Origin of the sequence: Mycobacterium sp. pR1184, from assembly GCF_041287235.1 — a bacterium.
Lineage (GTDB): Bacteria > Actinomycetota > Actinomycetes > Mycobacteriales > Mycobacteriaceae > Mycobacterium.
Window position 1 is genome coordinate 90,905 of the sequence record NZ_JBGGKR010000013.1, and the last position, 23,456, is coordinate 114,360.

At 65.4% G+C, this 23,456-nt stretch carries 21 protein-coding genes; 3 read left to right on the top strand and 18 right to left on the bottom strand.

Annotated features, from left to right (window positions below):
- Positions 1-3 precede the first annotated feature (3 nt).
- From ACAG21_RS21600 to ACAG21_RS21650, 11 genes are all read right to left on the bottom strand, one after another.
- On the bottom strand, positions 4-1,413 hold the full coding sequence (locus tag ACAG21_RS21600) for a bifunctional lysylphosphatidylglycerol flippase/synthetase MprF (protein ID WP_370498310.1): 1,410 nt from the start codon (positions 1,411-1,413) through the stop codon (positions 4-6).
- A gap of 121 nt (positions 1,414-1,534) precedes the next feature.
- Complete coding sequence (locus ACAG21_RS21605) at positions 1,535-2,446, bottom strand: acyl-CoA thioesterase II (protein WP_370498311.1); 912 nt, start codon at positions 2,444-2,446, stop codon at positions 1,535-1,537.
- Positions 2,447-2,461: 15 nt separating this feature from the next.
- Positions 2,462-3,880 (bottom strand): pyruvate kinase, encoded by a 1,419-nt coding sequence (pyk, locus tag ACAG21_RS21610; protein WP_370498312.1) that lies wholly within the window; start codon positions 3,878-3,880, stop codon positions 2,462-2,464.
- Between the two features lie 108 nt (positions 3,881-3,988).
- Complete coding sequence (locus ACAG21_RS21615) at positions 3,989-4,417, bottom strand: DUF2752 domain-containing protein (protein ID WP_370498313.1); 429 nt, start codon at positions 4,415-4,417, stop codon at positions 3,989-3,991.
- Positions 4,407-4,802, bottom strand: coding sequence for a TM2 domain-containing protein (locus tag ACAG21_RS21620; RefSeq protein WP_370498314.1), 396 nt, complete (start codon positions 4,800-4,802; stop codon positions 4,407-4,409). Before ACAG21_RS21620 ends, ACAG21_RS21615 begins: the two co-directional genes overlap by 11 nt.
- A 42-nt stretch (positions 4,803-4,844) precedes the next feature.
- Positions 4,845-6,515 carry a prolipoprotein diacylglyceryl transferase gene (locus ACAG21_RS21625; protein WP_370498315.1) on the bottom strand — a complete coding sequence of 557 codons (1,671 nt, stop codon included), beginning with the start codon at positions 6,513-6,515 and terminating at the stop codon, positions 4,845-4,847.
- Positions 6,512-7,318, bottom strand: coding sequence for a tryptophan synthase subunit alpha (gene trpA / locus ACAG21_RS21630; protein ID WP_370498316.1), 807 nt, complete (start codon positions 7,316-7,318; stop codon positions 6,512-6,514). The genes ACAG21_RS21625 and trpA overlap by 4 nt, the downstream gene beginning before the upstream one ends.
- The gene (gene trpB, locus ACAG21_RS21635; protein WP_370498317.1) at positions 7,315-8,571 is read right to left on the bottom strand and encodes a tryptophan synthase subunit beta; all 1,257 of its coding nucleotides are present in this window, start codon (positions 8,569-8,571) and stop codon (positions 7,315-7,317) included. The genes trpA and trpB overlap by 4 nt, the downstream gene beginning before the upstream one ends.
- Positions 8,572-8,623: 52 nt before the next feature.
- Positions 8,624-9,442 (bottom strand): indole-3-glycerol phosphate synthase TrpC, encoded by an 819-nt coding sequence (trpC, locus tag ACAG21_RS21640; RefSeq protein ID WP_342928636.1) that lies wholly within the window; start codon positions 9,440-9,442, stop codon positions 8,624-8,626.
- A 103-nt stretch (positions 9,443-9,545) separates the two neighbouring features.
- Positions 9,546-10,214, bottom strand: a complete 669-nt coding sequence (locus ACAG21_RS21645; RefSeq protein ID WP_370498318.1) for a TIGR02234 family membrane protein — start codon at positions 10,212-10,214, stop codon at positions 9,546-9,548.
- Positions 10,207-11,757 (bottom strand): anthranilate synthase component I, encoded by a 1,551-nt coding sequence (locus ACAG21_RS21650; RefSeq protein WP_370498319.1) that lies wholly within the window; start codon positions 11,755-11,757, stop codon positions 10,207-10,209. The genes ACAG21_RS21645 and ACAG21_RS21650 overlap by 8 nt, the downstream gene beginning before the upstream one ends.
- A 166-nt stretch (positions 11,758-11,923) precedes the next feature.
- On the opposite strand from ACAG21_RS21650, the gene ACAG21_RS21655 reads away from it, so the two are divergent.
- Complete coding sequence (locus ACAG21_RS21655) at positions 11,924-12,388, top strand: peroxiredoxin (RefSeq protein ID WP_370498320.1); 465 nt, start codon at positions 11,924-11,926, stop codon at positions 12,386-12,388.
- Between the two features lie 19 nt (positions 12,389-12,407).
- Here the strand turns inward: ACAG21_RS21655 and ACAG21_RS21660 are convergent, their stop codons facing one another.
- The gene (locus tag ACAG21_RS21660) at positions 12,408-13,499 is read right to left on the bottom strand and encodes a calcium:proton antiporter (protein ID WP_370498321.1); all 1,092 of its coding nucleotides are present in this window, start codon (positions 13,497-13,499) and stop codon (positions 12,408-12,410) included.
- A 676-nt stretch (positions 13,500-14,175) separates the two neighbouring features.
- Positions 14,176-14,673, bottom strand: a complete 498-nt coding sequence (locus ACAG21_RS21665; protein WP_370498322.1) for a hypothetical protein — start codon at positions 14,671-14,673, stop codon at positions 14,176-14,178.
- A 1,101-nt stretch (positions 14,674-15,774) separates the two neighbouring features.
- On the opposite strand from ACAG21_RS21665, the gene ACAG21_RS21670 reads away from it, so the two are divergent.
- The gene (locus tag ACAG21_RS21670; RefSeq protein ID WP_370498323.1) at positions 15,775-16,131 is read left to right on the top strand and encodes a hypothetical protein; all 357 of its coding nucleotides are present in this window, start codon (positions 15,775-15,777) and stop codon (positions 16,129-16,131) included.
- Positions 16,132-16,637: 506 nt separating this feature from the next.
- On the opposite strand, the gene ACAG21_RS21675 is transcribed toward ACAG21_RS21670, so the two are convergent.
- The 3 genes from ACAG21_RS21675 to ACAG21_RS21685 form a co-directional block, all read right to left on the bottom strand.
- The gene (locus ACAG21_RS21675) at positions 16,638-17,021 is read right to left on the bottom strand and encodes a hypothetical protein (protein WP_370498324.1); all 384 of its coding nucleotides are present in this window, start codon (positions 17,019-17,021) and stop codon (positions 16,638-16,640) included.
- A 94-nt stretch (positions 17,022-17,115) separates the two neighbouring features.
- Positions 17,116-19,587 (bottom strand): tyrosine-type recombinase/integrase, encoded by a 2,472-nt coding sequence (locus ACAG21_RS21680; RefSeq protein WP_370498325.1) that lies wholly within the window; start codon positions 19,585-19,587, stop codon positions 17,116-17,118.
- Positions 19,584-20,828, bottom strand: coding sequence for a tyrosine-type recombinase/integrase (locus tag ACAG21_RS21685; protein WP_370498326.1), 1,245 nt, complete (start codon positions 20,826-20,828; stop codon positions 19,584-19,586). The genes ACAG21_RS21680 and ACAG21_RS21685 overlap by 4 nt, the downstream gene beginning before the upstream one ends.
- A 37-nt stretch (positions 20,829-20,865) precedes the next feature.
- Between ACAG21_RS21685 and ACAG21_RS21690 the strand changes: the two genes are divergently transcribed.
- Positions 20,866-22,329: a serine/threonine-protein kinase gene (locus ACAG21_RS21690; protein ID WP_370498327.1), complete on the top strand. Its 1,464-nt coding sequence runs from the start codon at positions 20,866-20,868 to the stop codon at positions 22,327-22,329.
- Here the strand turns inward: ACAG21_RS21690 and hisI are convergent.
- Positions 22,326-22,673, bottom strand: coding sequence for a phosphoribosyl-AMP cyclohydrolase (hisI, locus tag ACAG21_RS21695; RefSeq protein ID WP_370498328.1), 348 nt, complete (start codon positions 22,671-22,673; stop codon positions 22,326-22,328). The genes ACAG21_RS21690 and hisI overlap by 4 nt on opposite strands.
- The gene (gene hisF / locus ACAG21_RS21700) at positions 22,670-23,455 is read right to left on the bottom strand and encodes an imidazole glycerol phosphate synthase subunit HisF (protein WP_370498329.1); all 786 of its coding nucleotides are present in this window, start codon (positions 23,453-23,455) and stop codon (positions 22,670-22,672) included. Before hisF ends, hisI begins: the two co-directional genes overlap by 4 nt.
- Between the last annotated feature and the right edge of the window lies 1 nt (position 23,456).

The window sequence follows — 23,456 nt, forward strand, 5'->3', positions numbered from 1 at the left end:
GCGTTAACCACCGCGCCGTAGGTGGCGCCGGCGTGGCGTGAATTCCAGTGTCAGCAAGGCGAATGCCAGCGGCATCAGCTGCGTCAGTGATATCAACGCATAGCGGCGGGCGTCCAGCGCATGGAACTTGTGCACGTACCGGTACAGCGACTCGAGCGCGATCAACGGGTCGAGCAGATGGATCAACCGGTAGAACACCCATTGCAGCCAGCCGCGATCCTCGTCGTCGAAGATCTCCGGGAACGCTGCAAAAGACAGCGAAACCCGTTGGGCACCAGCCTCTTTACCGGTCATGATCATGTCGACGCTGAGCCGCTCGTCGATCCCGTTGGGCGCGCCGCGCCGGCGCCACGGCACATCAAGGGTGATCTCGCTGCCACCCCCCGCCGTTGCATATCGATGAAAGCCCTGGACCCGCCCTTGGGCGTCCCTGGCGATAATCAGGTATATCCCGGGGAATCGGCCCTCCAGCACGCCGTCGAGGTTCATGTGGAAGCCGCGATCGGCGTGCGCCCCGCTGGGCGATGCGCGAACGACATCGATCAACTCGGCCCGCAGCTGGTCGTCTAGTTCTTGCTCCGCAACGATTTCCGTGGTGATGCCGGCGTTGTGGGTGCGCTGCACCGCCTGACGCAGGTTGCGGAACTTGCGGCCGACCATGTCGAAACCGGACACCTCGACGACGACATCGCGGCCGATCGGCACCGCGTGCAGCGATTGCCGCACCACCGCGCGATCATGCCACAGCGCGAGCCGGCGCTCGCTACATCCCATTACCGCGATGCGCCAACCGTGGGCGTGACACATCGCGGCGAAATCGGCTATCAGTTCCGGGAATTGGGTCTCGTCACCGATCGGGTCGCCACCCACTACCGCAAACCCCAGCCGGGTCCGGTAGGCCAGCGCGGCGGTGCCGTCGGCGGTGAAGTGATAGCTCTTGCCCGTTTGCATCGCGAACGGGGCCAGCGGGTCGTCGGTGGTGGCGTTGATCAATGCCCATGCCCGCGCCAGATTTTCGGGTTGCGGATGAGATGAGGTGGGCCACATCAGCACCAACCCCGAGGCGGCGATCAGCACGTCACCAATCAGGTCGAACCCCACCACATGTGAGCCCAGGCCCGCCACCACGCACAGCGCGGCCATGGCCGCATGCATGGTCGTCACGGGGCGGCCCAGGAAAATTCCGCGGGCGATCAACGCCACCGCGGCCAGTACCGTCAACGACCAGCCCAGCCGATCGGAGTAATGCCATTGCGGCTGATAGCGATGATGGACGACGATCGCTACCAGCCAGCACCCGGCGCACAACAGGGCCAGGGCGCCGATACAGCGCGCTGCGAGCGAATCGACGTGAACCACAACACGTTCGCGCGCGCGCAGGGTGGGGAGAAGATCTGCTGACGAGCCCTTCATAGTTCACCTCCCGATGGGCGTAGCGCTGTCCCATCGAATACCCGGCTCAATCGAAGTTACGCTCGATTGCGGCCCCGCAGAACCGAAATCGGACGGATGCCCGGTAACTATTCGATAACCGTTATCGGTTAGGCGACGGAAAGTACTTCAGCACACCCTCTTGCGCCACCGTGGCGACGATGTGGCCGAAACGATCAAAGAAATGGCCGGTGCCCAGACCGCGGGAATCCGCGGCCACCGGCGACGACGTCGAATACAGCACCCAATCGTTGAAGTCGACCTGCCGGTGAAACCACACCGAATGATTGGCCGACGCGGCGAAAATGCGGTCGAAGCCCCAGGACAGCCCGTGGGTGGTGATGACCGAATCCAGCACCGTGGTGTCCGAGGAGTACACCATCGTCGCGGTGTGCAGCACCGGATCGTCGGGCACCACGCCCAACGCCTTGAGCCACACCCGATTGTGCGGCAGCCGCTCACCCTTGTCCCGCATCACCCACGCGGGATCGTTGGTGTAGCGCCATTCGATCGGCTGCAGCGCGTTGACGAAGTGCGGGACGGTCTCCTCGTAGCCGCGCAACAGGTCACCCAGGGGCGGCTGCGCGTCTGCGGCGCCGACTTGAGGTGGTTGGACCGCATGCTCCAGACCGGGGCCCCCGGACATATAGGTGATCATCGCCGAGGACAACAACACCCCGTCCTGTACCGCATCGACGCGCCGGTTGGCGAAGCGCCGCTCGTCGCGCAACCGGGAGACGTGGAATTCGATGTCCTTGCCGGTGTCGCCGCCGTTGATGAAATGCACCGACAGCGCACTGGGCGGCAAGTCCTCCCGGACCAGGCTGCGGCTGCTGGCGACGAACGATTGCGCCATCAGCTGTCCACCGAACGTTCGCATCGGGTTCTTGCTGGGATGCGACCCGAGGAACAGGTCGTCGCCCGCGCGATTGAGGTCCAGGACCGCCAGCAGTTCCTGAAAATCAGGCGAGCAATCGGTATTCGGCTCTCCGTCAGACTCGAAGCCGGCCGGCACGGGCTCTCCTTGCGCTTAGAGGTCGTCCTCCCCGATGCGGTGGACGTGGATCAGGTTGGTGGACCCTACTGTGCCAGGTGGCGCACCGGCGACGATCACCACCAGGTCTCCCCGCTTGTATCGGCCCAGCTCGAGCAGCGATTTGTCGGCCTGACGGATCATCTCGTCGGTGGAATCCATGATGGGGACGATGAACGTCTCGGTGCCCCACGTCATGGCCAGCTGGCTGCGCACCTCGGGCCACGCGGTGAACGCGAGCAGCGGCAGCGGCGTGTGCAGGCGTGCCAGCCGCTTCACGGTGTCGCCGGACTGGGTGAACGCGACCAGCGCCTTGGCGTCGAGCCGCTCGCCGATGTCGCGGGCGGCATACGAGATCACCCCGCGTTTGGTGCGCGGCACGTGGGTCAGCGGCGGCGCGGCCGTGGAGTTGTCCTCGACCGCGGTCACGATGCGGGCCATGGTGCGGACGGCGGCCAGCGGGTACTTGCCGACCGAGGTCTCCCCGGACAGCATTACCGCGTCGGCACCGTCGAGCACGGCGTTGGCGACGTCGGAGGCCTCGGCGCGGGTGGGCCGGGAGCTCTCGATCATCGACTCAAGCATCTGGGTGGCGACGATGACGGGCTTGGCGTTCTCGCGGGCCATCTGAATGGCTCGCTTCTGCACCAGCGGAACCTCTTCCAGCGGAAGCTCGACGCCGAGGTCGCCGCGCGCCACCATGATGCCGTCGAAGGCCAGCACGATCGCCTCGAGGTTGTCGACGGCTTCCGGCTTCTCCAGTTTCGCGATCACCGGTACCCGGCGGCCGATCCGATCCATCACCTCGTGCACGAGTTCGACATCCGACGGGGAACGCACGAACGACAGCGCGACCAGGTCGACGCCCAGGTCCAAGGCGAAGGTGAGATCGTCGATGTCCTTGTCCGACAGGGCCGGTGCGGACACGTTCATCCCGGGCAGCGACATGCCCTTGTTGTTGCTGACCGGGCCGCCCTCGACCACGGTGCAGACGACGTCGTCGCCGTCGATGGCTGCGACGACCAGGCCGACCTTGCCGTCATCGACCAGGACCCGGTCGCCGACCGCGGCGTCCTTCGACAACGTCTTGTAGGTGGTCGATACCCGGTCGTGGGTTCCTTCGCAGTTCTCGACGGTGATGCGGATCGTTTCGCCGTCGGCCCAGTAAGTCGAGCCGGTGGCGAAACGCCCGAGCCTGATCTTCGGGCCTTGCAGGTCGGCGAGCACACCGACAGCGCGCCCGGTGGCATCCGAGGCGGCACGTACCCGCTCGTATGCCGCCTTGTGGTCGGCATAGTCGCCGTGGCTGAAGTTCATTCGGGCGACGTCCATTCCGGCCTCTACCAGCGCCAGAGTCAACTCGTCCGATTGGGTTGCAGGGCCAAGGGTGCAGACGATCTTCCCGCGTCTACTCACGCCGATCAGCTTAGTCGTGCCGTCGGCTGTCGGGGTGACCCGAAGGTAGCCGCGCGTTGAGCCACCGGAAAATGGTCACCACGGGCGAACCGGCGATTTTGCGGCCGCCTACCCGCTGAGCATGGTCGGGACCAGCGGAAACCCCGGCATATTGCGCAGCACCGTCCACGCGATCGCGGCGACCGTGATCGTGATCACCGCCGCGATCGGTAGCCCGCGCCGGCCCTGCCGCCATCGGACCAGCAGCCAGACGGCCAAGACCGGCAGGCCGACGAGCACGAAAACGTTGTCGTTGATGCTGGCCGCCAGGTGGCCGTGCAGCAGGTCATGCGTCATGCGCAGCCCGCCGCAGAACGGGCAGTTCCAGCCGGTGAGCCACTTGAACGGGCAGAGCGGGTAGGCCGAGTTCGCGTTGTGCGGGTCGACGGATCCGACATAGCCGAGTGCCCCGGCGAACAGGACGCCGGTGCCGGCAGCGATATAGCGGCCGTGGCGGTGACGCTGGACTCCCGCGCGGGAGGCCGAATCAGGTTCCATCGCGCAGTGGCCGGCCCTGCGGGTCGTTGACCTTGTCGGTCAGGATCAGGACCGCGTCGATGATGCTCCAGATCAAACCGATTCCGCACAAGCCCAGAAGCAGTTGTGCCACACCGATGCCGGTGTCGCCGATGTAGAAGCGGCCGATGCCGCCGATGCCGACCAGGCTGAGCAGCTGCAGCAGACCGGCGATGGTTTTCGACTTGTCCGAGTACGGCAGCCCCGTCACCGGGTGACGGCCGTAGGGTGCCGACGGGTCGTATCCGGCGGCCCCGGGATACGGCTGGTATTGCGGGTACGGCGGTGGATATCCCGACGGCTGCGGAGGCGGTGCGCCGGGGTCCGGGGCACTGCCCCACGACGGTTCGGTCACGGTGTTCAGCATGCCAGATGAACTGGGTGTACCCCAGCCTCGACGAGTCGTTTGCTAGCTGCCGGGGCGCCGGGTGCGGCGGCGCAGCGCCCAGCGGCGCCGAGTTTGCTGGTCGTCCGTGCTGGGCATGGTCTCCGACGCAGGCTGCTCAGCCACGGGTTCCTCGTCGACGGGCGGGGTCGACTCCGGCTCGCTCGCGTCGGTTTCCGCCGCTTCGACGGCATCCTCTCCCGGTTCGCCGGCCTGCGCCTCGGGTGCGTCTTCTGCCGTCTCCTGCGCCTCAGGCTCTTGCGCCTCAGCGGCCTCCGGCTCCTGCGCCTCGGGCTCTTGCGCCTCAGCGGCCTCCGGCTCCTGCGCCTCCGCTATTGCCTCTTCGATCCCCGGTTCTTCGGCTTGCGGCTGCTCGCCCTCAGGTTCCTCGACCGTCGCCTCTTCAGACTCTTCGGGTTCCTCGGCCTCTACAGTCTCCGGCTCTGCCTCGCCGACTTCCGGCTCGTCGGCTTCAACGGCTTCGGCTTCTTCCGCCTTCACCTCCACAGGCTCTTCGGCTTCGGGTTCGGGTTCGGGTTCCGCAGCCTCTTCAGGCTCGTCGGATTCGGCTTCGGGTTCGGGTTCGGGTTCCGCAGCCTCTTCAGGCTCGTCGGCTTGGGGTTCCTCCGCCGCTACCGCCTCTGCCTCCGACTCCTCGCCGTCCGGCTTCTCGAGCGTCGCCGTTTCGACTGACGCTCCCGAACCCGCCGGGTCGGCGGCGTCGTCGTCTGCACTGGCCGTGGTCGCCGCTACGGTCGAAGCCGCCGCGACACCGGCGAGTTCCTCCGTCGGTTCGGCTTCGGCCTCGGATTCCGCGTCGTCCGGGTGAGCCTTGCCGCGCAAACTCTCGGGATCTTCGCGGCCCTTCGGTGCCAGAACGATGTAGACGACGGCGCCGATGAACACGAAAGTCGATGTAAACGAGTTGATCCGGATGCCGGCGATGTGGGTGGCGGTATCGTCACGCAGCAGCTCGACCCAGAAGCGCCCGACACAGTAGAGCGCGACGTAGGCGGCAAAGAGCCGTCCGTGACCGATCTGGTAACGCCGGTCGATGTAGATCAGGATGGCGAAAACCAGGACGTTCCAGAGCAATTCGTACAGAAACGTCGGTTGCACCACGACCGCGAGCTGTCCGGTCGACACGCCGTCGAGTGAATGCGGGTCGATGTATCCCGAAGGATCGCGGCGATAGAAGATTTCCAGGCCCCACGGCAGCGTGGTCTCCCTACCGTAAAGCTCCTGGTTGAAGTAGTTCCCGAGCCGACCGATCGCCTGCGCCAAGATGATGCCCGGGGCGACCGAATCGAGGAAGGCCGGCAACGGAATTCCCAGCCGCCGGCAACCGATCCATGCTCCGAGCACGCCGAGGGCCACCGCACCCCAGATGCCCAGCCCGCCGTCCCAAATGCGGAACGCCGCGCCGAACCCGGCACCGCCCGGGCCCCAATACGTCCGCCAATCGGTGGCCAGGTGATACAGCCGGCCGCCAATCAAACCGAACGGCACCACCCACAGCGCGATGTCGTAGATCACCCCGCGCTGCCCGCCGCGAGCCGCCCAGCGCCGATCGCCGATAATCAGCGCGACCACGATCCCGGTGATGATGAACAGCGCGTACGCGCGAATCGGCAACGGACCCAGGTGCCAGACACCTTGCGGAGGGCTGGGGAAATACGTGGGCAACATCGTCATGATGACGACACTCGCACACCTTCGGCCAATTCCTGGGTCAACGCACGCAAGCTCGGCAGACCGTCGGCGAGTGCCGATACCAAGGCCGAACCGACGATGACGCCGTCGGCGTAACTGCCGATCTGTGCGGCCTGCTCACGCGATCGCACGCCGAGGCCGACGCCGACGGGGATGTCAGACACCGCTTTGACCCTGCTGACCAATTCGGGGGCGGCGTTCGACACCGCGTCGCGTGCCCCGGTCACGCCCATCGTCGAGGCCGCGTAGACGAATCCCCGCGATGCCTCGACCGTGCTCACCAGCCGCTCCGGCGTCGACGAGGGTGCCACCAGAAAAATGCGATCCAGCCGGTGCTCCTCGGACGCGGTCATCCACTCGTGGGCTTCATCGGGGATCAGGTCCGGCGTGATGAGACCGTGTCCGCCTGCCGACGCGAGGTCCCGTGCGAACGCATCAATCCCGTAGCGCAGCACCGGGTTCCAATACGTCATGACCACCGCACGACCGCCCGCCGTGCTGATCGCCTCGACCGCGGCCAACGTGTCACGCACGCGCACTCCCTCGCGCAACGCGGCCTCGGTAGCCCGGGCGATCGTCGGGCCGTCCATCCCGGGATCGGAATAAGGCACCCCGACCTCGATGAGGTCACAACCCGATTCGACCAGGGCGATCATCGCGTCCACCGAAGTCCGCACGTCGGGATAGCCCGTGGGCAGGTAGCCGATCAGCGCGGCACGGTTTTCGGACCGGCACGCGTCGAAAAGCGGTGCCAGCCTGCTGGCTTGACTCTGCTCTACCGTCATTTCTCGTCCATCAGGCCGAACCATTTCGCGGCCGTCTCGACGTCCTTGTCACCGCGGCCCGACAGGTTCACCAGAATGATTGCGCCGCTGCCCAATTCGTGGCCGAGTTTGAGGGCACCGGCGACGGCGTGAGCGGACTCGATGGCCGGGATGATGCCCTCGGTCCGGCACAGCAGCCCAAACGCGTCCATTGCCTCGGCGTCGGTGATCGGCCGGTATTCGGCGCGCCCGGTCTCGCGCAGCCACGCATGCTCCGGACCTACTCCGGGGTAGTCCAAACCCGCTGAAATCGAATGTGATTCGATCGTCTGGCCGTCCTCGTCCTGCAGCAGATAAGAGAACGACCCCTGGAAGGCCCCCGGTGACCCGCCGGTGAATGTCGCCGCGTGCCTTCCGGTTTCGACGCCGTCGCCCGCCGCCTCGTAGCCGATCAGCCGCACGCCCGGGTCGTCGATGAAGGCGTGGAAGATGCCGATCGCATTGGACCCGCCGCCGACGCAGGCGGTGACGGCGTCGGGCAACCGGCCGACCTTCGTCTGGATCTGTGCGCGCGCCTCCAGCCCGATGATGCGCTGGAAATCGCGGACCATCGTCGGGAAGGGGTGCGGGCCCGCCGCGGTGCCGAAGCAGTAGTACGTGTTGTCGGCGTTGGTGACCCAATCCCGGAACGCCTCGTTGATGGCGTCCTTCAACGTTTGCGAACCCGAGTCGACCGAGACGACCTCGGCGCCCAACAGCCGCATCCGCGCCACGTTGAGCGCCTGGCGCGCGGTATCGACCGCGCCCATGTAGATCACGCACTCCAGGCCGAGCAATGCGCAGGCGGTGGCCGTCGCCACCCCGTGCTGCCCGGCGCCGGTCTCGGCGATCACCCGGTTCTTGCCCATCCGCTTGGCCAGCAAGGCCTGGCCGAGCACGTTGTTGATCTTGTGAGAACCGGTGTGGTTCAAGTCTTCTCGCTTGAGGAACAGGCGTGCTGAACCGGCGTGTTCGCTCAGGCGGGTGGCCTCGTAAAGCGGCGACGGCCGGCCCGCGTAGTTCGCCTGCAGGTCGTCCAGCAGGTCCAGGAATTCCGGATTGACGCGTTCCTTCTCGTAAGCCGCGGTGACCTCCTCGATCACCGCCATCAACGCTTCGGCGACGTAGCGGCCACCAAACACACCGAAATGTCCACCCGCATCAGGGTCGTGCCGGGTGGGTTCGGAAATGGCCGCGCTCGAAAGCGGCAGGGCGGGGCGAGTGGGGTCTACCATCACCAATGCTCAACGCGGGGATGGCTCATGGGGTTCAACGCAGAGGCTCTGACTAGCGAGCCGGTTTCGGACAGGACGGATGGGTACCTGCGGTCACCAGATCGGCAACCGCGGCACGCGGATCGCCACTTTTGACCAAACCCTCGCCGACGAGGACGGCATCGGCACCCGCCCCGGCGTACGCCAACAGGTCCGCGGTACCCCGCACGCCGGATTCGGCGATCCTGATCACGTTGCTGGGCAGGCCGGGCGCGATCCGCGAGAAGCTGTCCCGGTCCACCTCCAGCGTCTTGAGATCGCGGGCGTTGACCCCGATCACGTTGGCGCCGGCCTTGAGCGCGCGGTCCGCCTCTTCTTCGGTGTGGACCTCGACAAGCGCTGTCATGCCCAGTGATTCGGTGCGGTCGAGCATCGCCGCCAACGCCGACTGCTCCAAGGCGGCGACGATCAGCAGCAGCATGTCGGCGCCGTGCGCACGTGCCTCGTGGATCTGATATGGCTGCACCACAAAGTCTTTGCGCAAGACCGGAATCGACACTGCTGCCCGAACCGCATCCAGGTCGTCGAGCGAACCGTTGAAACGCCTCTCCTCGGTCAGCACACTGATGATGCGGGCACCGCCGTCTTCGTATGCCTGAGCCAGTTTCGCCGGATCGGCAATGGGCGCCAACGAACCTGCTGACGGACTCGCGCGCTTGACCTCGGCGATGACGCCGATCCCCGGCTCGCGCAGCGCGGCCATCACATCCAGGGGTGGGGGTGCCGCGGCGGCCGCCGCTTTGATCTCGGGAAGAGGGATACGCGCTTCGCGCGCGGCAACATCGGCCCGGACTCCCTCAAGGATGGAGTCAAGGACTGTCGCCGGACTCATACCTGTCGTTTCCCTTCTACAGCCATACAGACCGTCACCTAACCGGTTCCGAACCGATTTCGACGACGTCAATGAAGGGTAGCGACCGTCGGCTCGCGACCCGTCACCGACCCTCGGTGTCAGACTCGCGGGGCCGATCGGTCGGGTCGTTCCCCTCATCGAGTGCGTCCCAGATCATCCGCTCCGACATCTCTGGCGCCCCCGGCTCCTCCAGCATCGCCCCGTCGGCACCTTCGCGTCTCGCGATTGAGCGGCGGGTCGCCGGCGCGGCGTATTTTTTCGCCCCGGCCCGGGCCGTCATCGCCGACCGCATCAACAAGACGGCGGCGATCAACGTACATACCGCCGCACCCACCGCGATCCCGGCACCGACGTACCGCCGCTCGCTGCCCACCAGCGTCAGCAGCGAAATGTGGGCCAGTTCGGACCCCCGCACCGCCACATCCGGCAGCACCCACAGGCTGACGCCCAGATAGCCGATCGCCAGGCTGATCACGGCGAGCAGCCCGGCCAGCGCCCGCAGCGCCCAGCCACGCACCGCGAGTGCCGCGACGGCGGTGGCCAGCATCAGCAGCGCCAACGGCAGCAGGGCCGTCGACCAGGTCGCGCCGGCCAGGATCACTTCCTTGGGCGGCCCCAGCCCGTCGAACGACCGGATCACCACCCACGGCAGTCGCGAGGCCGTCCACAGCAGGCCCGCGGCGATGACCAGCAGCAGCTGGGCGATGCCGATCGTCAGCCGGGCCCGGCGCTCCGGCGGTGGGTCAGCCATTGCGGGTGGCGTCCGGGGCGCTGAGCGTCTGCGCCGCGGCGATGGCGTTGAGCACCGCGCGCGCTTTGTTGCTCGCCTCGGTGTACTCGTAAGGACCGTTGGAGTCCGCCACGACCCCGCCACCCGCCTGGACATAGGCGGTGCCGTTGCGCATCAGCGCGGTGCGAATGGCGATGGCGAAGTCCGCGTTGCCGGCGAAGTCGAGGTAGCCGAGCACCCCGCCGTAGACGCCGCGGCGCGTCTTCTCCACCTCTTCGATCAGCTCCATGGCCCGCACCTTCGGCGCCCCGGACAGTGTGCCGGCCGGAAAACAGGCCGTGACGGCGTCCAGGGCGGTGCGGCCCTCACCGAGCAGACCGGTCACCGTGGAGACCAGGTGCATGACGTGGCTGTAGCGCTCGATGTGGCTGTAATCCTCGACGCGCACCGTGCCGGGTGTGCAGACCCGGCCGAGATCGTTGCGGCCGAGGTCGACCAGCATCAAGTGCTCGGCGCGTTCCTTGTCGTCGGACAGCAACTCCTTTTCCAGCAGCTGATCTTCTTCCTCGTTCTGTCCCCGCCACCGGGTACCGGCGATCGGGTGCGTCGTCGCGCGGCCGTCGGCGACGGTGACGAGTGCCTCGGGGCTGGATCCGACGATCGAAAAGTCCGTTACACCAGCACTATTCGGCACATGAAGCAGGTACATGTAGGGGCTGGGGTTGGTCACTCGCAGAATCCGGTAGACGTCGATCGGGTCGACGTCGGTGTCCATTTCGAAGCGCTGCGAGGGCACCACCTGGAAGGCTTCGCCGGCCGCGATCTGGTCGACGAGGTAGTCGACGATCTTGCCGTACTCCTCGACCGTGCGCTGGGCGCGGTATTGAGGCTCGGGCCGGCTGAAGGTGGCCACCGTCGACGGCAGCGGCTGGCCCAGCGCCTCGGTCATCACATCCAAGCGCGCGACGGCGTCGTCGTAGGCCTCGTCGACCCGCTCGTCGGTGCCGTTCCAGTTCACCGCGTTGGCGATCAGTGTGATCGTGCCCTCGTGGTGGTCGACCGCCGCCACATCCGTGGCCAGCAGCATCAGCATGTCCGGCAGCTGCAGATCGTCGACGGCCATTTCCGGCAGACGTTCCAGGCGCCGCACCATGTCGTAGGCGAAGAACCCGACCAGGCCGCCCGACAACGGCGGCAGCCCCGGCTTCGACTGGCTGGTTTGTCGGGTGGACAGCAGCTCCAGGGTGGCCTGCAGCGCCTCGAGCGGGTCGCCACCGGTGGGCGCGTCCTGCGGGACCGCGCCCAACCACACCGCTTCGCCGTCGCGCACGGTCAACGCTGAGGGCGCCCCGGCTCCGATGAACGACCATCGCGACCACGACCGACCGTTCTCGGCAGACTCCAGCAAGAACGTGCCGGGTCGATTGGCGGCCAGCTTGCGATATGCCGACAGCGGCGTCTCGCTGTCAGCCAAGACCTTCCGGGTCACCGGGACAAAGCGGTGCGCCGCCGCGAGCAGGCGAAATTCCTCCCGTGAGGTCGTGTCGGCGAGGTGTGGGTGCACCAAACCATCCTCGCAGATGCGTTCGCCCGGATCGGGCGGTCCCGCGAGCCGGGGGCACCTCCGGCTTGCGGAGGAACGACACGGCGACTTTTGGCCCGATTTTCGCGGTGCCGTCACGCTCGCACCCGGCACCGCCTGGTGGGCGATTGGGCGTAGCGTGACGGCCATGAAAACTGGTGACACAGTGGCCGATTTCGAACTTCCCGATCAGACCGGAACGCCCCGCAAGCTCAGCGCCCTGCTTGCCGACGGTCCCGTGGTGCTGTTCTTCTACCCCGCGGCAATGACTCCCGGGTGCACCAAGGAAGCCTGCCATTTCCGGGACCTGGCGGCCGAATTCGCGGCGGTCGGGGCCAGTCGCGTCGGCATCAGCACCGATGCCGTGCAGAAGCAGGCCAAGTTCGCCGACAAGGAAAGCTTCGACTACCCGCTGCTGTCCGACACCGACGGCACGGTGGCCACGCAGTTCGGCGTCAAGCGCGGCCTGCTCGGCAAGCTGATGCCGGTCAAGCGCACGACGTTCGTGATCGACACCGATCGCACGGTGCTCAACGTCATTTCCAGCGAGTTCAGCATGGACACCCATGCCGACCAGGCACTGCACACACTGCGAGCGCGTTCGTCGGCGTAATCGGTTGTGCTGCTTGCCGTTACGGGACGATCGCCAGGAACACGAACGCGGCCAGCAGCACCAGATGCACCTCGCCCTGCAGCCGCGTCGCCCGGCCGGGAATCACGGTGAGCATGCTGATCACCACGGTCAACGCAAACAGCACCAGCTGCGTCGAGCCCAGCCCGAGAATCAGCGGTCCCTTGATCCAGATCGACGCCAGCGCGATGCCGGGAATGGTGAGCCCGATACTGGCCATTGCCGAGCCATACGCGAGGTTGAGGCTGGTCTGAATGCGGCCCTGTCGCGCCGCTCGCACCGCCGCCAGCGTCTCGGGCAGCAGCACCAGGCCCGCGATCACCACGCCGACGAACGAGTGCGGGAATCCCGCGACTGACACCAGTTTCTCGACGGCCGGCGACTCCTGTTCGGCCAGGCCCACCACCGCGACCAGCGCGCCCACCAGTAGCGCGAGGCTGCGCAGCGCCGCGGCTTGGCTCGGCGGTTCCGCGTGGCTTTCCTCGTCGAGCATGCGCTGCTGACCGCGCTGCGCGACCGGCAGAAAGAAGTCGCGATGCCGCACCGTCTGGGTGAAGACGAACAGCAGGTAGACCAGCAACGAGGCGACGGCGGCGAATTCCAGCTGTCCGGGCGAGAACTCCTGACGGCCACGAGTCGTGGTGAAGCTGGGCAGTGCCAGGCTCAGCGTCGCCAGCGTGGTGAGCGTCGCCAGCGCCGCACCGCTGCCCTCCGGATTGAACAACGTCACGCCGTAGCGGTGCGAACCCAACAGCAGTGACAGCCCGGCAATGCCGTTGGTGGTGATCATCAGGGCGGCGAACGCGGTATCCCGGGCCAGCGTCTCCGCTTCGTTTCCGCCCGAGGCCATCAGCGCGATGATCAGGGCCAGCTCGATGACGGTCACCGCGGTGGCGAGCACCAGCGACCCGAACGGCTCACCGACCCGGTGTGCGACCACCTCCGCGTGGTGCACCGCGGCCAACACGGCGCCGATCAGGACGATCGCCTCGAGCGCGGCCAGCCACGGCCCCGGCTCCGTGCCCCAGGTCAGTGCCAGCATGACGAGAGCGACCAGCGGCACCACGACGTTCCACGACATCCGTTCGCGCATCGCCTGCCATTCTGATCGAAATCGTCGGCCGGTGCCGCCTCGAGCGCGCCGCGTGCGGCGGCCCCGCACGGCCGCGATTTGCCGGCCGCCGCAACCATCGTCTCAGTAGCATGCTCACATGCCGCAAAGCGATGGGTTACCCGAAGGCGCGCTGTTCGCCGGATTCAGGATCATTCGGCGGCTGGGGGCAGGCGGTATGGGTGAGGTGTATCTTTTCCGGACTACTGCCGGCAGCTGCATGCTATCTCGTTTCTAGACAACCGAGACGCCTCACATCCTGTCTTGTACCGCGTTACAACTTGAGGGTTGGCTGTAATTCTGACGCTGAGTCGCGTCGCTAGCGGTCCCAACAACGGTGTGCTGGGTCCCCCAGACATTGGTGACACGGATGGTTGAACATTCTTGGGCAATAAACTTCGACCCCCGGTGGCACACCTTGCGAGCCGACAGGCAGCGGCAAGGGCAAAGGTGGCGGCGATGGCGGCGGATCGTTCAGTAGTGGCGCCGCTACCTCGGTGGCAACGAACGCACCGACGCTGAGGGGCGCGTGAGCTGTGGCCGCCACGAGATAAGCGGGCAGCGATGGCCGCTCCGCGCAGGCCGGCGCGGGTACGAACACTAGTGCTGCCATAGCCATCGCGATAGCGGCGAGCTTGATCCCCTTCACCCGCTGGCCTTAGATACTGTTGCCAGACACAGGCTTTGGGCGGTTGGCGTTGTACCAGGTGTTGTCCATCGCGGTCTTTGCGGTGTCGTGGGTGATGAGCCAGTGCCCACCCTGGTTAGTCAATACGATCGGCCCGGGCGCGCTGCGCTGGTAGTAGGTGCCGGTGGAGGTGATGGTGGCTCCGGCAAAGTTATTCGGTGCAGGCTGGATGTCGGTCACGACCCAATTCAGGGGCAATAACCCTCGCGCATTCATCTGGTTCAGATGGTCATCGATGGTGGCGGCTTCCTCGGGGGTGAATCCGGGGGTGACGATGTTGTTCTTGTTCGCGGCAGGGTCGGTCAGTTCGGTTAAAACGGCGAGCACCTGATCGGTGGTGGGAACCGGTCCGGTGCAGGGAGGTTGACCGGGGTCGCCGCAGTCCGCGTGAGACGTGGCAGGTGCCGCGATGAGGGTGACCGCCATTGTCACTGTGGCGGAGAAACACTGCGTCAGCTGGGTTTTCACTGAGGTCTCTGCTGATCCTGCTGGCTCTGGCATTGCTGAATACAGTTGCGGCGTGCACCGGGCAGTCCGCCGCAGATGCAGGACGGCGGTGGTTGCGCATCGCCGGGTGGTTGCGGTGTGGGCGCTGGGTCGTCTGCGAGGTAGCTCAGAGAGGGCGAAACGGCCGTGGCACAGTCGGGTGGCGCCACGCTCGCAATTGATGCGGCGAGCAGCATCGCTGCGGCGACCGTCTTCATGTCAGGAATGTAGCGGTATTTGCTGACGACCATCTGTGCATCCGCTTACACCTGACTCCAAGTCCTGTCAGGTCGCTGGCAACGCTGCCAAAGTCTGAACGGTGTCTCATTTATAAACAACTAAGACGCCTCAGATCCTGTTTCGCGGTGCCAGGACCTTGCGGCGGGCGAGAGTGGCGGCGGCAGGCCGAATCACGCAACGCCCAGCAAACGTGGATTAAGCGCCAAGTTCCTTCACAGTTCGTAGGCGGGGCTCGTGCGATGCGTCGGTGGTTACGCTGGAATGGTTCGCCGACTGGTGTCAGAAAGAAGCCGCCGATGCTTCGCACGATGTCTTGTGGTGTTGCCGGGGTTGCGCTTCGTGTTGTCGCTGGCGTAATTGGTGCGGCAGTGGCCGTCTGGGCGGTGGTGGTTGTTGGTCTTGCGTCGGTGGGTCAAGACGGTTCTTCGTGGGTCTCGTCGCAGATGCGGCCCAGGATTGAAGCAATCGGCGGTGGGATTGGTCCGCACGCGTGTCGAAACGCCGCCTTGCATGTACGCCAAGATCCAGCGTATGCGCCGCCAGCGCACTGTTTGACCACCAAATGGTTCCAGGACCCGACAGCACCAGATGACGGTTCGCAGCCGCGAGATGAGAACCCGCCGCCGACGTCGCCCTAACCCGGCGACATCCATCGTGGGCACATCTGCAGCACCGTCTTACGGGGGCAAATTAGCAATGATTCCAACGACATTCGCCGACATCGCGACAGCGATGACTACTGCGACAATAGTTTGCGCCCCCGCAATGGCCTCCGCGGACTGCGGCGACCCTGGGCAACCGGCCTGCACGGGACCCGTTCCCAGCACAGATCAAGTGGCCGCCGTGCTCAATAGACTGACCGCACCGGGCGTTCCGGCTAAGAGCAAAACTGACGTCGTCACCCCGGGCTTCGCGCCAGATGAAGCCGGAACAATTGACAACCATCTAGACCGGATGGAGGCCTTCGGCGGGCTGCTACCCCCGGACTTCGTCATCACCAATATCGAACCGGCGCCCGCCAACTTCGCCGGCGCCACCGTAGCCACCACCGGCGGATACAAGCACGCCATACATCCCCGCCCCGTCGTGCTGGTCGACCAAGGCGGGCACTGGCTGATCAACCACGACAGCGCGATGGATGTCTTGAACGCTTTATGGAACGCCGGCCAACGCGTGCCCGCCTACGGCCCGGCGATTTAGCAACTGCGGGGTGTCTCGTTTCTAAAGAATCGAGACGCCCTAGATCTTGTCTCAAGCAGAACTGGGTGTTATCGACGATGGGCATAGACGCCCGCTCGCCCCCGGGGGCCTCAATTGGTGCGGGCTAGTCTGAGTCATATTGCCGCATTAGGGACCCAGTGCGGCTTAAAAATGATCCCGGGTGGGGGCGGGGGTGGTTGGCATGTTGGGTCCGGAGAACCTGTGTCGCACCCTGGTGGGGCTGGGGGCGATGGCGGATCGTCGCTGAGATAACTGATTTGGGCCGGCGCGCCCGTAGCGGTGACAAAGCCGGATGGCGCTTCTCCTGCGGCGACGGTCACACCCGCGAGGAATACGACGAGCGCCATCGCTCCGCCGGAAATGGCACGATTCCCGAACATCAATGGTTCTTTCAGCAGGCAGTTAGAAGATATCGCCGACACTAGTTTCGCCGCACTGTGAGACCGCTGAGATTCGCGCACCTGCAGTTCGTGATGAAGGCAACTTCAGTACGACGCGGGCTCGCAACTGTCGTCGGCGAAGACCCGCATGGTCGCTGTCTCCGAGCTGAGCCAGCTCGGCGCGTCGGCGAGCTGATCAGCGTGATGACGCGCCGCTACCTGTACCTGCGACGCCAACGCCACTATTGGCTCACCCGCAGCTAACGCCTCGTCGATAAGATCAGCGGCTTTCACCTTCGCCTGCTTCATCGCCTGCGGGATAGCAAGCCGCAGCCGCTCGACCTCGACATCGTCCTCAGTCGACGAACGCCGCTTCTCAAGTAGTTCCCCCATCATCGGGAACACATCCATGGCCGACAACATTCTCCGGTTGTTGACAACCAGTTCGCGATACGTGCCTGCGGGAAGCTGATACCAGCCTGCGCCCATGCTCTCCAGCGTATCGACGCTCGTCTCATTTCTAGACAAACGAGACAGCAGGCTGGGAATTATGGTTTGCACTGTTTCCCCAGCTCATGGTGTCTCATTTCTTGTCTCCTGTGCGATGGTTCGAAATCATGGGTGATGCGCCGGCGACGACTGGGATGCCAAGGAGGGCCGGCTCGGCGGCTGCCCCACTGGCCTGGGCGATGGTGCGGCCGAGGGCGACCAACTTGTTGGCCGCCGCGTCGCGGCTGGTCTGTAGGCCCTGGACTTCGCCGAGCCATCCGTTGAGGCGGGCTTCGGTGATCCGGTCGTCGAGGTTGCGGATGATCTCGAGGAGCCGATTGTGCTGCTTGGGGTCGACCCGCAGCATCGGGCACCTTACGCACGCGTGTTCGTGTTTGCATGGCGTGCCGTAGGGACGACTGCAGGTGCCGAGCTCGACCTTGCGTAGTTCGAAGTGCTGCTGGAATTCATCCCATTCCGGTTGTGTCGGTTCGCGGTATTCAGCTTCGGGCCTCAGGGCGCGTCGAGTATCGAGGAATGCCCGGTAAGTGCGAACGAGTCCTTCATCGAACACCGCGGTGTATCCCTGGGTGGTGTTGATGTCCTTGTGTCCCAGTATTTTCGCGGCGATGTGGATCGGGAGCCCGCCGGCGACGGCTTCGGTGGCGAACATTCTTCGAAAATCGTGCGGCGTGTAATGCAGCGTGTTGCCGGCCGAGTCAGTTAGGCCTGCACGCTCCAAGATTTGCGTGAGCCATCGCTGAACGGTGGTGGGCGCGGGGACCATCCACTTCCAACCGCTGCGGTGCTGGAACAGGTGCGGCAGAGCTGGCCCGGTTTCTTTTTCGTAGCGATCGTAGCGGCGGGTCAAGGGCACCATCCCTTTGTTCTCAGCGCGCAAGCGACTGATGACCGTAGCTAGGACGCTGGCCAGCTCGGGGCTGACCAATAACAGCCGTTCTTCGTTTGTCTTCGAGGGCACGATCTGCAGCATCGGCACGACTTCGCCGGTCTTCGGCAACCTGTAGGAAACCAGCCCGAGATGGGTCAATTCCAACAACTCCTCGACCCGAACCCCAGTGTGGCGCAACGTCTCAATGACAGCCCACGACCAAAACGCTTCGTGTTCGGCCCGGCCGATGTCAATCACCTCGCCTGCGGTCAGATCCTCGATCCTGTTGGCCGGCTTTGGGTGCCGCTTCACTCCGCCTTTACCGGTGCCGTGCCATTCGATGCGCCGGTACTGTCGACCGGCGTGTTCGAATGGACGGCCGAACGGTGCGGCATTTGTCGCGGCGAGCAACGCGGCTTGCTCAACTCGGTGACGTTCTGCTGCATCGACGAGGGCGGGAAGATGCGAGAGTTGCTCGCGCACACGCTGGTGCATCCGAGCGGTCCTGCGCCGCTTCGCTTTTGCATATCCAACGGTCTCGGCTCGGCGGATCGGGTTGGGGAAACTCCATTGAACCCAGGCCGGGTCTTGCAGGGCCCATTCCTGGAGGTCACGGTAGAAACCTCGGACGCAGATCAGGACTGAGAGTCTGTTTTCACGGGGTCGTGTCCCGCCGTCCGGGTTGCTGATCGTGCGTATCCGTTCCTTCCATGCCTGGGCGACGTCGGCGGGCAGGTTCAGGGTGTCGAGGTCTGGGTGGTGGCGTTCGATATCAGACCAGAACACGCCGGCGAGGATCGAGGCGAGGCTTTGGAAGCTGGTGTAGTCCAAGGCGGGGCGGCGTTCATCGAGGTACTTGACAAGCACTTCGCGGACATCGAGGCTGCGGATTTGGTAGGCATCGACGAGTTCGTGGGTAGGTCGTTGTCCCGGCCGCAGCGCGTCTCTCATCGTGGAATGCTCACCAAGATCAGCGATTCCGTGCAGGGCTGTCCAGGCAAGGTTGGCTCCGCGGGCTTCGTCCTTGCGACCCTTCCGATGACGCCAAGCCCGATAGGTGAGTAGATCATCGGCAGTCAGTTCATTGACGTCACGGCCCGTGTGCAGCACGATTTTGCTGATCACGATCAACGCGTGTCTCGACGTGACAGTGGTACCGACTGCTGCGTCAAGCCGGCTTTCGATGACAGCAAACAGGTCCGGCCGAAACACCTGCCGCACAGTCGAATACAGCGTCAGCGCACGGTATGACGTCAGAAATTCATAGCTGGGAAAGACGATCCGGCACAACAGGAGCCTGGGCAAGGCTTCCACGAGATCTCGCCGGAGTGTTTTCCCGTGCGGAGTGTCGATTCCCTCCAGCGACTCTAGCCATTGCGCGCCACTGTCGGCGCCCGATGCGACCCATCGTTGTTGCCAGCCCGCACCCGGATAGGTGGCAAGGAACTCCAGGATCGCTCTGGCATTGGAGAGCACCTTGGCGCCATGGCCCTGCCGCCCCGGCGGCGGCCAATTCGGCAGCGTCTGAAGTATGTCGAGAACTGCGTTGATGCTCAGCTGGTCGCGCGCCCCACCGGGAACAACGGCGTCGACCAAGTCGTCATAGCGCTGCGCCGCCTGGATGCGGGACGCGCTGTGTTCGATCGCATCGATGAGCGCCGGAGTAACCGTCATCGCGATGTCTGTCCTAACAGGATGGCCAAGTCCGCGGCGTCGTACCCGGCCGCAACGTCGGGCTGCGGACTGAAAGGTTGTTGTTCCCGTTCGATGAGATGGCGAGCAACGCGGCGCACCACCTCGGCCTGGTCTTCGACCAAGTACGTGTCGACTGTGGTCGACAGGTGCGCGTGGCCAAGGATCGTCTGGATATCACGGGCCGAAAGCGTGTCGTTACGCGACATCCGCAGCGCGCATGTGTGGCGGAGATCGTGCATCGTCCAGTTCGTCCCTAAGTCGGCGTTCGCCCTCGTCACCACCTTGCGGAGGGCGTCGTAGGACATGGGCTGACGCTTAGGGCCGTCGCCGCGGTCTCGCCGCCGCAGCGTCCACCAGAGCGGTTCTTGCGGCTTGAGCGGTTCGGCGAGGTCCGCCAGATACAGGCGCAGCCAGACGAACGCGTCAGGGCTAGCCGGTAACCATTGCTCGGCGCGAGTGCCTTTGCGCACGACCCGAACCAGTTGTTCGCCCCAGTCGAGGTCGACGATGCGAACCCCCAGGATTTCCGCGGCACGAGCACCGTTGCTGAGCGTCAGGGAAAGCAGCGCTCGATCACGATCGGATCGCAACGCACCAAACAGGGCCAGCCAGTGCTCGTCTCGAAGTTCGCGCGGCTGAGCCTTGGGCAACTTCGGGTTGTAGCGGATGCGCCCTTCGGGACGGAATGGTTTGGCGGGATCATGGTGGGCATTTGCACGGCGCCCATGCGGATCCAGGGGCATTGGGTTGACCAATGGTCCCAGGCCCAGTTCGATCCAGTACTCGTAGAACGCTCTGATCACCGCGTTGGAGTGCCGAATCGTCCGCGCTCCGTACCGGTCGCCGAGAGAACGCTTGCCGGTGATTGGATTCACCATTCCCGCAGTCGATTTCGATCTCGAGCGCGCTCGCGCTATCGGCTTCGTTGCCCGCATCAACCACAGCACCAGATCACGTCCCTCGGCCGGAGTAGCCCTATGCCACTCCACGTCTACTGCCATAAGCCACCGCCACCACCTCAACAACTCGAATGCGTAGCTGCGGGCCGAGGCCGCGCTGTTCCCCTGCGCCATGAAGTCAGCCAGATACTGCTTGATCGGGCCTATCGGCTGCCCGGCGTCGTCAAAGACCAGCCACGGAACGACACCCGCCGCCTCGGCTACTTTGCCCCAGCTCGGCAGCTGGACCGCCGCGATGTCGCGCTCCACGTCATCAAACATTTCAGGCTCCTTGATTCGGACAATCGATGTCTAACAAGTGCCAACGACAATTCACCGAAGCCCGCCGTGTGTCGGCTGCGTAGTCCGGTCAACAGATCTGGCGCAGCATCCACGGCTGCCGCGCCGTGACGCGCTGAAGATCTTGCCCGGTGAGCTCACCGACAACCTCGAGTTTCGGCAGCGCTTCAACCGCGAGGCCGATCTCGCCGCGAGCCTGTACAACGAACACATCGTCGGTATCCACGACCGCGGCGAATACGAAGGGCAACTGTGGATTTCGATGGATTACGTGGAGGGTACCGACGCCGCGCAGCTGTTGCGCCAGTACCCATCGGGGCTGCCGAAAGCCGACGTCGTCGAGATCATCGCCGCCATGGCCGACGCGCTGGATTACGCGCACTCGCGCGGCCTGCTGCACCGCGACGTCAAACCCGCGAACATCCTGATCAGTGATGCCGCGCCGCGACGGCGCATCCTGCTGGCCGATTTCGGCATCGCTCGCGAGCTGGGTGACATCAGCGGCCTGACAGCAACCAACATGATGATGGGCACCACGGCCTATTGCGCGCCCGAGCAGCTGCAGGGACTCGACATCGATGGACGCGCCGACCAGTACGCGCTGGGGTGTACCGCGTTCAACCTGTTGACCGGTGTCGCCCCCTTTCACAATTCCAATCCCGCGGTGGTCATCACACAGCATTTGTCCGCGCCGCCACCGCCGGTCAGTGAGCGGCGGCCCGAACTGGCGGATCTCGACGGCGCACTCGCCAAAGCCCTGGCCAAAAACCCCGCCGATCGTTTTGCGACGTGTTCGGATTTCGCGGCCGCGCTCGGCAGCCAGCTCGGCACCGCGACCGAGGCCGTCGGTCCGACCCGAGCGGCCCCGATCGCGGACACCGAAGTAATCGCCAAGGCCCAAACAGCTTCGCCCGCAAGACCGCCCGCGCGCAGCACCCGGCGCACGGCGGTGGTGGTCGCCGCGGTCGTCGGTCTGGCCCTGGTCGGTCTCGGGGTCCTCGTCGGCGTCCGCGTGTTCGGCGGCTCGCACCAACCTGGCAACGCGAAACCTGTCGCGCCGTCGAGTAGCCCGGCGCCGGCGCCGGCGAAACCCGGGATCAAGCTCGCTCGCCAGCTCACCGACCAAGCGGGTGTACTCGGACCGGTCGAATACGACACGGTGAACCGGGCACTGACCAAGCTCTACAAAACGCGCCGCACCCGGTTGTGGGTGGTGTATGTCAGGACCTTCGACGGCCAAAAGCCGCTCAAATGGGCCGAGGAAGCCATGCGTGCCAATAACTTCACCGACAACGACGCCCTGCTAGCCGTCGCCACCGAGGAGCCCGCGTACTCGTTGCGGGTGCCCAACGCGGTGACCGCCGGAAAAGCTATTGACCTTGAAGTCGTTCGACGAGATCGCATCTCACCGGCGGTCTTCCGGCACGAATGGACGCGCGCCGCACTCGAAGCAGCCAATAGCCTCGACGTCGCGCCGCGCTAATTCTCGGGTTCGAGCAGCACGTCGGCATCGAAGCAGCTGTGATCTCCGGTGTGGCACGCGCCGCCGACCTGGTCGACCATCAGCAGCACGGTGTCACCGTCGCAGTCCAGGCGCACCGAGTGCACATGCTGGGTGTGTCCCGACGTCGCGCCCTTGATCCACTGCTCGCCGCGGGATCGCGAAAAGTAGGTCGCTTCACGGGTTTTCAGCGTGCGGGCCAGCGCCTCGTCGTCCATCCAGGCCACCATCAGCACGTCACCACTGCTCCGCTCCTGCACGACGGCGGTGAACAGGCCGTCGGAATTGCGCTTGAGGCGTGCGGCGATGCGGGGATCGAGTGTCATCGTACCGTGATCCCTGCTGCGGCCATCGCGGCCTTCACCTGCCCGATCGTCAACTCCCGGAAGTGAAAGACGCTGGCCGCCAACACCGCATCGGCACCGGCTTCGACCGCGGGCGCGAAGTGGTCCACCGCGCCCGCGCCCCCGCTGGCGATCACCGGAACCGTGACCGCGGCGCGCACGGCGCGCAGCATCGCCAGATCGAAACCGGCCTTGGTGCCGTCGGCGTCCATCGAATTGAGCAGAATCTCGCCCACCCCTAGGTCGGCGCCGCGAGCCGCCCACTCGACGGCGTCGATGCCGGTGCCGCGGCGGCCGCCGTGCGTGGTGACCTCCCAGCCCGACGGCGTGGGCGCCGAACCCGGCGGCACCGTGCGGGCGTCGACGGACAACACGATGCACTGCGAGCCGAATTGTCTTGACATCTCGGCTAATAGGTCGGGGCGCGCGATCGCGGCGGTGTTCACCGAGACCTTGTCCGCCCCCGCCCGGAGCAGGACGTCGACGTCGGCCACGGCGCGGACGCCGCCACCGACGGTCAGCGGGATGAACACCTGTTCGGCGGTGTGGCGCACCACGTCCAGCATCGTCGCCCGGCCCGACGAGGACGCGGTCACGTCCAGAAAGGTCAGCTCGTCGGCGCCCTCGGCGTCATAGGCCGCGGCGAGTTCGACGGGGTCACCCGCGTCGCGCAGGTTCTCGAAATTGACTCCCTTGACCACGCGCCCGTCGTCGACGTCCAGGCACGGAATCACCCGCACGGCAAGGTCGGTAGCCGACTGCATC

Coding starts and splice junctions, on each gene's coding strand:
- ACAG21_RS21600 (WP_370498310.1), bottom strand. CDS start 1,413: ATGAAGGGCTCGTCAGCAGATCTTCTCCCCACCCTGCGCGCGCGCGAA.
- trpB (WP_370498317.1), bottom strand. CDS start 8,571: ATGGTAGACCCCACTCGCCCCGCCCTGCCGCTTTCGAGCGCGGCCATT.
- ACAG21_RS21685 (WP_370498326.1), bottom strand. CDS start 20,828: ATGTTTGATGACGTGGAGCGCGACATCGCGGCGGTCCAGCTGCCGAGC.
- trpA (WP_370498316.1), bottom strand. CDS start 7,318: ATGACGGTAGAGCAGAGTCAAGCCAGCAGGCTGGCACCGCTTTTCGAC.
- hisI (WP_370498328.1), bottom strand. CDS start 22,673: ATGACACTCGATCCCCGCATCGCCGCACGCCTCAAGCGCAATTCCGAC.
- trpC (WP_342928636.1), bottom strand. CDS start 9,442: ATGAGTCCGGCGACAGTCCTTGACTCCATCCTTGAGGGAGTCCGGGCC.
- hisF (WP_370498329.1), bottom strand. CDS start 23,455: ATGCAGTCGGCTACCGACCTTGCCGTGCGGGTGATTCCGTGCCTGGAC.
- ACAG21_RS21625 (WP_370498315.1), bottom strand. CDS start 6,515: ATGACGATGTTGCCCACGTATTTCCCCAGCCCTCCGCAAGGTGTCTGG.
- ACAG21_RS21660 (WP_370498321.1), bottom strand. CDS start 13,499: ATGCGCGAACGGATGTCGTGGAACGTCGTGGTGCCGCTGGTCGCTCTC.
- ACAG21_RS21645 (WP_370498318.1), bottom strand. CDS start 10,214: ATGGCTGACCCACCGCCGGAGCGCCGGGCCCGGCTGACGATCGGCATC.
- ACAG21_RS21680 (WP_370498325.1), bottom strand. CDS start 19,587: ATGACGGTTACTCCGGCGCTCATCGATGCGATCGAACACAGCGCGTCC.
- ACAG21_RS21615 (WP_370498313.1), bottom strand. CDS start 4,417: ATGGAACCTGATTCGGCCTCCCGCGCGGGAGTCCAGCGTCACCGCCAC.
- ACAG21_RS21675 (WP_370498324.1), bottom strand. CDS start 17,021: ATGGGCGCAGGCTGGTATCAGCTTCCCGCAGGCACGTATCGCGAACTG.
- ACAG21_RS21655 (WP_370498320.1), top strand. CDS start 11,924: ATGAAAACTGGTGACACAGTGGCCGATTTCGAACTTCCCGATCAGACC.
- ACAG21_RS21620 (WP_370498314.1), bottom strand. CDS start 4,802: ATGCTGAACACCGTGACCGAACCGTCGTGGGGCAGTGCCCCGGACCCC.